This window comes from Mesotoga sp. B105.6.4, from assembly GCF_002896535.1.
GTDB lineage: Bacteria > Thermotogota > Thermotogae > Petrotogales > Kosmotogaceae > Mesotoga.
Map to the genome: position 1 here is coordinate 91,285 of NZ_JWIM01000066.1, position 10,868 is coordinate 102,152.

Sequence of the window (10,868 nt, forward strand, 5' to 3'; positions counted from 1 at the left end):
ACGTGGGAAAAGGAGGTGCAAGAATGAAGCGAAGCTTCATACTGATTTCACTAATGGTACTTCTTGTTGCAGCCATGGGATTTGCTGCAACTCCAAAAGACACTCTTGTAATAGGCGCGAACACCGGTATTTTTATTACCATGGATCCTGCCGTTGCCTATGAGGTCTTTCCGAACAAAATCGTCGCTGCCATCTATGCTCAATTAGTTAAGCTAGAGGCAATTAACGGCGTCATCGTTCCAGTCCCAGACATTGCCGAGAGCTGGGAGATTTCCGATGATGGACTTACCTACACCTTTAATATCAGGAAGGGAGTCAAATTCTCCAACGGTGATGCCCTAACAGCCGAGGATGTTCTCTTCTCTCTGAAGAGACCAGTTGTTCTCGAGTCTGTTTCTGCGTGGTTCTTGGTCGATATCTTCGGCATAAACAAGGACAACGTGGACGAGAAGATAAAGCAGATCGACGATTACACTGTGTCCATAACCTTGAACGCTCCTTATGCAGAAAACATCACACTCGGGATTCTATCCAACATGTTCACAGGTATCGTCAACAAAGACGTAGTCCTTGAACACGAAGTAGATGGAGACCTTGGTGGCGCATGGCTTACAGATCACTCCGCTGGTGCAGGCCCATACGTTCTCGTTCAGTGGGAGAGAAACAACGTTATCCTTCTTGAAGCCAATCCGAATTACTACGGCGAACAGCCCCCTCTGAAGAGAATCATGATTAGAGACATCCCCGAAGCATCTAACCAGAGACTTCTTCTTGAAAGAGGAGACATCGATGTTGCCTGGGATCTTACGCCACAGCTGCTTGAAGAGGCCAAGAGAAATCCCGACATAGTTGAAGTCAAGGTTCCGGGACATTCAAACGAGTATCTCGCGATGAATGCTACCTGGGGACCCCTTGCGAACCCTAAGGTAAGAGAAGCCGTAAGGTTCTCGATCAATTACGAAGAGATCGTCGAAGACATTATGCTCAATAACGCTCTCCTAGTACAGGGGTTCATAAACAAGGGCTACTTCGGCTATGTGGAAGAAAACCCATTCTACCAGGATATCGAAAAAGCTAAGGCTCTTCTCGCCGAAGCAGGATACCCTGATGGATTCGAAGTTGAGCTGCTGACAAGCAACACAGACACAAGAAAGGCAGAGGCCGAGAAGATCCAGGCCGACCTGGCGCTTTCAGGAATAAAGGCCAATATAGTAATAATGCAGTCTTCTCAGATGTACGCCAAGTATCGTGCACAGGGTCATCAGATGATCATTGCCGGCTGGGGCAATGACTATCCCGATCCGGACAACCTTGCAATGGCTCATGCAAACTACAGGGCAAAACAGCTAGCGTGGAGAAATGCATGGTTCGACGATTATGCAGCGACACTTTGTGAATGGGGTCAGATAGAACCCAATCCAGACAAGCGTGAACAAATTTACAAGGATCTTACAGAATACTGGTTCCATAATGGGCCTTTTGCGATGCTATACCAGACTGTAGAGTTCTGGGGAATTCGCAAAGAAGTCAAGAACTTTGAAGAAGCGGCTTTCGGCTACGGAATGCTGTTCGATTTCACAAAGGTTTCTAAGTAATGTGTCCCCCGCCCCGTTCTCTTGAACGGGGCGTATTCTTTCTGAAAAATCAGATATTGATGCGGGGGTAATTCTATGAACTTCGGACAATTCTTACTCAGAAGACTATTCTTGATGGTCATAGTGCTTTTCGGTGTCGCCTGTATTGTCTTCTTTATAGCAAATGTAATACCCGCCGACCCGGTTGGGGCTATTCTCGGGGGAAACGCACCGCCTGAGGCCGTTGATAGATTGAAGGCGAAGCTTGGATATGACCAACCACTTGCAATTAGATTTGTCAACTTCATTACCGGCGCGGTTAGAGGTGATTTCGGCGTTTCTTTGAAGACCTCGAATCCCGTCATGAAAGATATAATGAACTACTTCCCTGCCACGATGGAGCTTGCCTTAGTTGCGATAATCATCTCTATCTTTTTAGGTATTACTCTTGGAATATTGTCGGCCGTTCACCGTAACAAAGCTATAGACCAGTTTTCGAGAGTCTTTTCGATACTGGGTGTCTCTATGCCGGTATTCTGGATAGGACTTCTTCTTCTGCTTGTCTTCTACTTCAAGCTGGGATGGCTTCCCGGAAGCGGAAGGCTGGGCTTTTTTACCAACCCACCTCCGAGAGTTACGGGAATGTACCTGATAGACTCGATTATCGCCGGTCAGTGGGACACTTTCAAGGAAGCCTTGATGCACATTCTTCTTCCTGCTTTTGTTCTGGGCTATAACGCTACGGCATCCATCGCAAGGATTACGAGAGCCAGTATGCTCGACGTACTGCGACAGGACTACATAAGAACTGCAAAATCAAAGGGTTTGAAGAAAAACATAGTCATTTATCGCCACGCGCTGAGGAATTCTTTGATACCAACCGTTACGATAATCGGGCTCGTCTTTGGAGGCTTGTTAGAGGGAGCCGTTCTTACAGAAACGGTCTTTTCTTGGCCCGGTCTCGGAAGATACATTACCACCGGAATGCTCTTCCTTGACTATCCCGCAGTAATGGGCGGTACTTTGTATATTGCACTTATTTACTCGATTGCGAATCTCATTGTAGATATTCTCTATGCTCTTCTCGATCCAAGGATGAGGATGTGATCTAGATGGAAAAGACAGTAAAAGTATCTAAACCATTCATGGATGATTTAAAGCATACAGTCTTTCTCTGGAGAAAGAGCCGCCTCACGATGATCGGATCGGTGATAATCCTGATATTCCTGCTCATGGCCGCCTTCGCGCCTCTGATCGCGCCATTCGATCCGGTCCAGCAAAATCTACAGAACAAGCTCCAGGCTCCCAGCTGGCAGCATCTCTTCGGAACAGATCAGTTCGGTAGGGACATCTTCAGCAGGGTAATTATCGGATCGAGAATCGCTCTGTGGATCATATTCCTGGTTTCGGTGATCAGCGGATCGATCGGTATCATAGTGGGTGTCACGGCAGGCTACTTTGGAGGGATTGTTGACGAAGTTCTCATGAGGATAACCGACATGTTCCTAGCCTTTCCAAGTCTGGTGCTCGCCATGGCCTTTGCGGCTATGTTGGGGCCAAATCTGACAAACACGATAATTGCCATATCTGTAGTCACTTGGACAACTTATGCGAGGCTATCTAGGGCAGAAGCAACAAAAGTCAAATCACAGCCATACATTGAAGCTATACGTGCGGCAGGTGGTGGCAATCTCAGGATAATGTTCCTTCACGTTCTACCGATGTGCATCTCTCCCGTTCTAGTTCAGCTGACCCTAAGGATGGGAACGATAATCCTCACCGCAGCAAGTCTCGGCTTTCTCGGATTAGGAGTTCAGCCCCCGACGCCTGAATGGGGAGCCATGGTTTCCGACGGCAGGAATTACCTGATAGACCAGTGGTGGATATCCACCTTCCCTGGAATATTCATCGCGTTTGTCGTCCTGGGATTCAACCTCCTCGGTGACGGAATAAGAGACATGCTCGATCCAAGGTTGAGGAGGTAATCTTATGGAGCTGAAAGGAAAACTACTGGACGTATCCAACCTGAAGGTATCTTTCTACACATACAGGGGAGTCGTCCAGGCACTCAATGGTGTCGACCTCTGGATGGATTCCGGTGAGAGACTGGGAGTCGTCGGGGAGACCGGTTGCGGGAAGTCAGTTACATCTCTGGCAGTAATGCGATTGATAGAACAGCCCGGTGAGATTCAGGAAGGAAAAGTGATTTTCAATGGCACGAATCTCGTCGAACTCACCGAAGAGAAGATGAATCGGGTAAGAGGCGCCGAAATGTCTATGATATTCCAGGAACCACGTTCATCGCTGAACCCGGTAATGAAGGTAGGCTATCAGATCGGTGAGTCAATAGCGAAATCCAAGAAACTCAAGATCAAGCACACCTACCCCGAGGTCAAAGAGATACTACGCCTTGTCGGGCTTGATCCCGAAAGAGTTATGAACAGCTATCCACACGAGCTCAGCGGTGGAATGTCTCAGAGAGTAATGATTGGCATGGGACTTGCAAGTCATCCAAAACTGTTAATAGCCGATGAACCAACATCAGCTCTGGATGTTACCATTCAGGCTCAGATTCTCGAACTGCTCGATGAGCTGGCCAGGAAGATGGGGAACGCCGTCATGTTGATTACACACGATATGGGAGTCGTAGCGGAATTCTGTGACAAAGTACTTGTAATGTACGCCGGAAACTCCGTGGAGTACGCTTCAACCGGGAGATTATTCGAGAAGCCAATGCACCCTTATACCGGCGGATTGCTACAGGCCGTGCCCAGAGTAGGAAGAACAGATGAACTCAAGGCAATAAAGGGAACTGTTCCCGATCTGGTGAACCCTCCTTCCGGTTGCCGATTCCACCCGAGATGTCCGCACTCGATGGATATCTGCAAAGTGGAAAGACCACCATTTGTGGAGATCGAGCCCGATCATTACGTTGCCTGCTATCTCTTCGAAGGAAAGAGCGAGGTGAGAGAAGATGCCTGAGACCTTAATCAAAATAAGAGGACTTAAGACTTACTTTCCGGTGAAAAAGTCCATCTTCTCGAAGAAGCTCTTTGTTAGAGCAGTAGACGACGTGAATATGGACATTCCAACGGGCTCAACCTTTGCCGTGGTCGGAGAGTCTGGCTCGGGAAAGACGACTCTTGCAAGAACCGTTCTCAGACTAATAGAACCGACTTCAGGTGAAATAGAATTCGAAGGAAAGGACATACTTGGACTCAAAGGCAGGGACCTGCTCGAAGTTAGAAGAAATATGCAGATCGTTTTCCAGGATCCATACAATTCTCTTCATCCCAGAAAGCTTATAAAGAACATAATTGGGGAAGGGATGAAGATTCATTTCAAGATCACCGACGTCGAAATAAGAGACAGGATTGCGGCCGTTCTTAAAGAAGTAGGGTTGATAGACGATCACATGTACAGATACGCACATGAATTCTCTGGTGGGCAAAGACAGAGGATTGCATTTGCGAGAGCCATGGTTCTCAAACCGAAGTTCATCGTCCTTGACGAACCTACATCGGCACTGGATGTCTCAGTTCAGGCAATGGTTCTGAAGATGATGAAGGAAATAAAGGTTCAAGAAAACCTGACGTATATGTTCATAACACACAATCTATCCCTTGTGGATTACATCGCCGATAGAGTGGCCGTTATGTATGTCGGAGAAGTAGTTGAGATGGGAGACAAGAATACGATCTTCAAACATCCCTCTCACCCATACACTGATCTGTTAATGGCTTCCAACCCTGTCCCGGATCCGAAGTTCGTAAGGGAAAAGCGTTTGTTGAAAGGGGAGATACCCAGTTCGATCAATCCCCCTTCCGGCTGTAGGTTCCACAACAGATGCCCCTTCGCAGACGAACGCTGCGCTAAAGAGGCCCCCGCTCTCAAGGAGATAGGACCCGATCATCATGTGAGGTGTCACTATCCTCTCTAGTTCTTGAGACTGATTTAAGGCATGTCTCTCAAGACATGCCTTTTTTGTGCAGGGAACCGTGCTACCCGACAACTTTTATCTTTGACTTCTGAACTATGAGTACCCCGAGAAGAATCGCACCCATTGCCAGAATCATGAGGAAGTTGATCTTTTCATCAAGGAAGATGGCTCCTAGTGAGACGGCAACCAGTGGATTTATATAAGCATAAGTACCCGCCTTCGTGGCCGGCCACTTCTGAAGAAGATATATATAACTGCTGTAGGCAATCAGGGACCCGAAAACAACGAGATAAGCAATTGCCAGAAGCGAGTTCATCGAGAACCTAACTCTTGAAAATTCACCAGTTATGCCCGAGACAAACATAAGCCCCACACCACCTGCAAACATCTGAATCCCGATATTTGATACTATCGAACTGTTCCCCTTGAAAGTTTTTGACAGTACCGTTCCAGTAGACCAGAGGAAGCTGGCAGAGAGAAGCATAAGTATTCCTGGGATGTCGATAGAAATACCGTGTTCGGCCGGAACCAGAAGAAAGTAGACACCGAAAAAACCCAGCAGAAGTCCCGAAAGCGCCTTCAAAGTCAACCGTGTCGTTCTTATGAAAAAGTGCTCCAATACCCCGGCAAAGATCGGGATGGTAGCCATTATGAGAGAAGCAACGCCTGAATCAACCCACTGTTCTGCATAGACGACGAGTCCATTTCCACCAAGAAGCATGAAAAGACCAACCAGCCAAAGTCTAGAAAGCTCCGACTTGCTCGAAGGAAAGGAGTATCCTCGGACGACAGAGAAGACCAGCATAATAGAGCCCGCAATGAGAAATCTCACTCCGGCAAAGAACATAGGCGGCATGCCTTCAACGCCGATCTTTATCGCCAGATAAGTAGATCCCCAGAAAAAACTCACTAGAACGTACGCAAGTATGGCCATTCCATCTCCACTTCTCTTCAAAGCTCAACCTCATGCGTCCGAACAAAGCACGGAGTAATGATCGAATTATCCGACAACAAAAGATGAAAAACAATACGGCTTAGAAACTTTTGTGAAAAGAAGGGGCTATTCACGCAGCTCTGTTCACGGAAATACCTGGATCCAGCTGGACGATCCGAGGTCCTGGATATCAAGATAAGGCTGAAGGTGCTTCTCATAGACAGAATACTGAGAGTTCTCACTGAAAAGAGACAATTAAGTGGCACATATTATCTGTTAAGCTTTGGCCTCAGGGGTTGAAGGACAAAGCAACACACATAAACCTTCAACAAGAGAAGCTCTCTGATAAGCCTGGCAGTTGTAACCGTCTTCTGAGAAGTTGAAGTGCATTCATCCATGCAGCCTTCTGATGGAAGAGAGCAAGCCGGCCACTGTTTAATCGAACTATGGGAATCAGCGAACGGTCGTACTACTTCAGAAAAGCAATCAACAGACCAGCGATCTTTTCCGGAAACTGATAGATAGCTCCGTGCCTTCCGTTATTAAGTCTCACGAGCCATGAGTTTTCTATCGCTTCTGCGAGGATCAGAGAGTTCTTTGCGGGAACAATAATATCGTCCGTTCCCGTTATTATGATCGTTTCTGACTCGATCGACTTCAGTCTCTCGAAGGTTCCGCTCCAGCTGCCAGCGGCAGTGTACTGATCAGAAATTCCTCTTTGATCTCCACTCTCTTCCTGACTGGAGGAGCCCGTAAATCTCGCAGCGACCTCCAGATGAGCCAGGGTCCAGTCGGTGAGGAAGAGAACCTTCAAAAGCACCTCAGGATCGCCCATGTTCTGGAGCATAGAAATCTTCTCATCCGAAGGAGGTATCGACTCGGATCCTCCGCAGCTTGTCGAGAGAAGGATGAGTTTACCTGTCAACTCGGGATATTTTAGAGCGAACTCCTGCGCGATATACCCTCCCATAGACCAACCCATCACACTGACCTTTTCAAAACCGATGGTTCTGACAAGATCGGCTGCATCTTTTGCAAACAGCTCTATTGAAGGAGTTGCATTAGAAGTTGTCGATCTTCCGATCCCTCTGTTATCGAATACTATCACGGTGAACTCTTTTGAGAGTGCAGAAACAACATACGGGTCCCAGCTCTCGAGGGGCGAACCATATCCTGCGATCATCAACAGAGGAGAACCTTTTCCAAAGACCTTGTATGCCATTCTTTTATCGCCGACCTGCACTTTCTTAACCGGAGCGGAATACAATTCAGGAACGTCTTGAGCGAAAAGCGATGCCGATAGAAGAGCAATTACGGCAAGAACTGAGTTTTTCATCTCAATCCCCCTATAAAAAAAACAACAGATTATACTCCAGGAACTATAACTGCAATCTCTTTCCTTCGACAGAATCGTGCGCTTCCCACGCTTCACACAAAGAATGAATCCCGGAACTCGATTGTTTGCAGTGTATCTGTCTATAGCTATCAGGGAAGCAACCTTTCAATACCCTACCCAGTCTCGTCGCCTACACTTTCAAGTGTCATCGAAGGGTCAACTATCTTGGTCATCGAGATCGCATCCGGGTCCCTTACAGCGGCCTATATCTAATCTAGCTCATAGATGTGCTGAACTTGGCCGTATTGGGATAGATTTCAAATCCAGATCAGTCTATTCTCTGGTTGTTTCTTGTCTTTATCCAGATTTGACGTCAAACGATAACCATTACTGAGCAACCGGGAGAAGCTTGGCTAAACAAATACCGCTCATTATTCTCTCCGGTATCTTTCAATGAGCTGTACCGTTCGTTTAATTGCCTCCACTGCAAAGTGATGATCTTGAGAGAAATTGATCCGAAAACTATTGGTAAACTGAGGGCCAAATTCCGTTCCGATTGTCACCGTAACATCGGCTTGAAATCTTAGGATTTTCACAAACTCTCTCATGGTGACTCTCAACTCGGGAATTCTCACAAAAAGATAACTACCGGCTTCTGTTTTTCTGACTTTGACACCTTCCACGCCGTGAAGCAGTGCCACCAGATCATCTCGAATCCTTTGATGTGCACTTATTCGATCTTCCATCCATCCCTCTGGTTCGTTGAACCACGATGTAAGTACCGCTTGAGAATATCCTCCGGCCCGCAGAGAGACTATTGCCTGTAGTTTTTCCATTCGTGCAATGATGTTTTTGGAGCCAAAAGCAACTCCCAAACGATAGCCGCTTAAAGACTCTGTTTTGGATGGACCGATGATTGTGATTAGACTGACGGGTTTCGTGTCTTGGGCACACAGATGTGTATACACTCTGCCATCGAATATCTGTCTTGCATACAGTTGATCTGCGATAACTGATACATCATATTTCTTTGCAAGGAAAGCGATAGATCGAATCTCATCATACGAATAAATGACACCGGTCGGGTTATTAGGATTGGAGAACAAGAAGACCCTAACACCAGTTTTGAAAGCATCTTCAAGCTCGGCTAAATTCAAACCGGCTCGTCTACCAGATTCCAGAAAATCCAATGCAACTGGAATGACTTCTCCATCGAAGAATTGCACCAGTTTTCTGTTGGCGAAATAGTCGGGCTCAACTATTGCAACCTTATCTCCACGGCCAATTGACGATCCCATTGCCAGAAAAAGCGCCCCCTGGGTTCCCGGTGTAATAATGAGTTGCGTATCTGGAGAAATTGTAGTGTTGGTGAAAGCAGAAAGCTTTTCAGACAACCATTCTCGTATGTTGCCTCTTCCTTTGTACTCAGTATACGCTTGCTCACCGCCCAAGTGAACGCCTTCTACAAATGCATCTAGTGACCCCGGAATCGGTTCAAACGCATTGACATCCCCATGGGAAAAATCAACCGGTCTTCCGGTAATCTTCTCTCCTATCAGTCGAAGCCCCTCGCCATCTTGAAGAGTCTCCTGTCCAGGAGCGTTATCTACACCAAGCATTGAAAACTTTTCTATTAACTGATCCATCATCACATCGTCCTTCCATAAGATATCGTTCCACACTCGGTGCACTCACAGACGCCCGATGCTTCAACGATCTGCCCATTTATAGAAATCACTCAAGATCCTCTTCAATAAAGAACCAACAGTACAAGTAAGTTCAGATTTCTTTTGCTATGACGCTTCTCTTCTGGCGGAAATCTGCGGTTACATTTATCGAAGCTCTCCTCAATAAGAATGCATACTAATACTGAAGAAAACCAAGAATGCCCTCATTTTATCATTTAGTAATTGAAATCGAAACTGCGGAAAGCCGTTGTCGGGGATCGCGGGTTTGGGTTGGAAAGAGCGGAATAAGACGCAAGGCTGGGAAGAACAACCCAGGTCGCAATGCTGCCTCCGGCAGGAAGTGAGGCTCGCAGCGCGAGGAAGTGATGCTGCTCAGGAAGTGATGCCCGGAAAAACGTCCGGGGAAGTTATGCGCCGAAAAGCATCAGCGGAAGTGATGCCACCTTCGGTGGGACGTAATGCACTGAAGAGCATCAGTGGACCCAAGCCCCGCTTCGCGGGGAAAGAGCCGCTTTTCGCTGAACGCTGCTGAGCACAATGTTGACCGTCAACGGTCCACCGTCCTCCGAAATCAACAAGAGTAGAAGTGATGCTGGAATAAAACATCAGACGCAGGGCTGGGCAAGAACGGTTCAGGTCGCAATGCGTGCTTCGTGGGGAAGCTTTTATTGGTTCAACGATTCTTCAGCAGCGATCAGCGGGTTCTTGTTTTTAAGCGTACAGCGGAACTTCAGGAGCCAGTCTGCTAACACAGGTCAGTTCCGACTTCTCGGGCGAAGGAGACGTTGAACGCTTGAGAGAACATGCTGGGCGCTGTGAAGAGCAGTTGCAGGGAAAACGAGAGACGAGGTTGGGAATCGGAAGAGCAAGGCGAGATCGGTTGGCCGTTGAATGGTTCTCTGGTCGCTGAGGGAAAAAACCTGTTTTTCCAGAGCGAGGGTCTGTTCTTCTTAATTCAACCATTTATCCAAAGAATAGAGAGAAGGGGAAAGCAAAGAGGCCAAGTAACGATCTGAGATCTCCAAAAGCCTTGAAGGGTTCTTTAATCCCCTCTCGAGCTCATTATTTCCATAAGTCAGAGAGTTGGTGAGAAATCATATGATGCTCTTCCTCCCTTAACAAGATATGCTGTGTCAGGCTCTTGATTATCTTGATCTTATGTCCTCTCTCGCGATGGATCGAGATCTTGGCCAGAATCATGCCAAGATGACGTGAAGTAGGAAAAGACTGGGGATTCAAGATCTGCTCTTCCGACCTCTTGCCTCTGACCTCAGGCTCTTCCCAAGGACGGGTCCATGATCTGGGACGAAGGACTAAGGACGGCTCTTCACAGCGTTCAGCGGGTCTTTGTTCTTAAGCTTACAGCGGATCTTCGTCCAATGTACAAAGGAGATTT

8 protein-coding genes are annotated in these 10,868 nt (G+C 47.2%); 5 read left to right on the forward strand and 3 right to left on the reverse strand.

The features are described from left to right. The first annotated feature begins 23 nt into the window (after positions 1–23). The 5 genes from RJ60_RS12520 to RJ60_RS12540 all read left to right on the forward strand — a co-directional run bounded on the left by RJ60_RS12520 (position 24) and on the right by RJ60_RS12540 (position 5,514). Entirely contained in the window at positions 24–1,595 is a 1,572-nt protein-coding gene (locus tag RJ60_RS12520) for an ABC transporter substrate-binding protein (protein ID WP_103134906.1), read from the forward strand. A 75-nt stretch (positions 1,596–1,670) separates the two neighbouring features. After that, positions 1,671–2,681, forward strand: coding sequence for an ABC transporter permease (locus RJ60_RS12525; RefSeq protein ID WP_103134907.1), 1,011 nt, complete (start codon positions 1,671–1,673; stop codon positions 2,679–2,681). A gap of 5 nt (positions 2,682–2,686) precedes the next feature. Further along, the gene (gene nikC / locus RJ60_RS12530) at positions 2,687–3,559 is read left to right on the forward strand and encodes a nickel transporter permease (RefSeq protein WP_103134908.1); all 873 of its coding nucleotides are present in this window, start codon (positions 2,687–2,689) and stop codon (positions 3,557–3,559) included. A 4-nt stretch (positions 3,560–3,563) separates the two neighbouring features. Beyond that, positions 3,564–4,556: an ABC transporter ATP-binding protein gene (locus RJ60_RS12535; RefSeq protein WP_103134909.1), complete on the forward strand. Its 993-nt coding sequence runs from the start codon at positions 3,564–3,566 to the stop codon at positions 4,554–4,556. Beyond that, positions 4,549–5,514 (forward strand): ABC transporter ATP-binding protein, encoded by a 966-nt coding sequence (locus tag RJ60_RS12540; RefSeq protein WP_103134910.1) that lies wholly within the window; start codon positions 4,549–4,551, stop codon positions 5,512–5,514. Before RJ60_RS12535 ends, RJ60_RS12540 begins: the two co-directional genes overlap by 8 nt. 61 nt (positions 5,515–5,575) lie before the next feature. On the opposite strand, the gene RJ60_RS12545 is transcribed toward RJ60_RS12540, so the two are convergent. The 3 genes from RJ60_RS12545 to RJ60_RS12555 all read right to left on the reverse strand — a co-directional run bounded on the left by RJ60_RS12545 (position 5,576) and on the right by RJ60_RS12555 (position 9,430). Then, the gene (locus RJ60_RS12545; protein WP_099828512.1) at positions 5,576–6,469 is read right to left on the reverse strand and encodes an EamA family transporter; all 894 of its coding nucleotides are present in this window, start codon (positions 6,467–6,469) and stop codon (positions 5,576–5,578) included. A gap of 448 nt (positions 6,470–6,917) precedes the next feature. After that, entirely contained in the window at positions 6,918–7,784 is an 867-nt protein-coding gene (locus RJ60_RS12550; protein WP_103134911.1) for an alpha/beta fold hydrolase, read from the reverse strand. Between the two features lie 431 nt (positions 7,785–8,215). Beyond that, positions 8,216–9,430, reverse strand: a complete 1,215-nt coding sequence (locus RJ60_RS12555) for a pyridoxal phosphate-dependent aminotransferase (RefSeq protein ID WP_103134917.1) — start codon at positions 9,428–9,430, stop codon at positions 8,216–8,218. Between the last annotated feature and the right edge of the window lie 1,438 nt (positions 9,431–10,868).

What these genes read in the sequence shown, in the direction of transcription:
- RJ60_RS12525 (WP_103134907.1), top strand. Translation starts at nt 1,671, where the DNA reads ATGAACTTCGGACAATTCTTACTCAGAAGACTATTCTTGATGGTCATA.
- RJ60_RS12535 (WP_103134909.1), top strand. Translation starts at nt 3,564, where the DNA reads ATGGAGCTGAAAGGAAAACTACTGGACGTATCCAACCTGAAGGTATCT.
- RJ60_RS12550 (WP_103134911.1), bottom strand. Translation starts at nt 7,784, where the DNA reads ATGAAAAACTCAGTTCTTGCCGTAATTGCTCTTCTATCGGCATCGCTT.
- nikC (WP_103134908.1), top strand. Translation starts at nt 2,687, where the DNA reads ATGGAAAAGACAGTAAAAGTATCTAAACCATTCATGGATGATTTAAAG.
- RJ60_RS12520 (WP_103134906.1), top strand. Translation starts at nt 24, where the DNA reads ATGAAGCGAAGCTTCATACTGATTTCACTAATGGTACTTCTTGTTGCA.
- RJ60_RS12555 (WP_103134917.1), bottom strand. Translation starts at nt 9,430, where the DNA reads ATGGATCAGTTAATAGAAAAGTTTTCAATGCTTGGTGTAGATAACGCT.
- RJ60_RS12540 (WP_103134910.1), top strand. Translation starts at nt 4,549, where the DNA reads ATGCCTGAGACCTTAATCAAAATAAGAGGACTTAAGACTTACTTTCCG.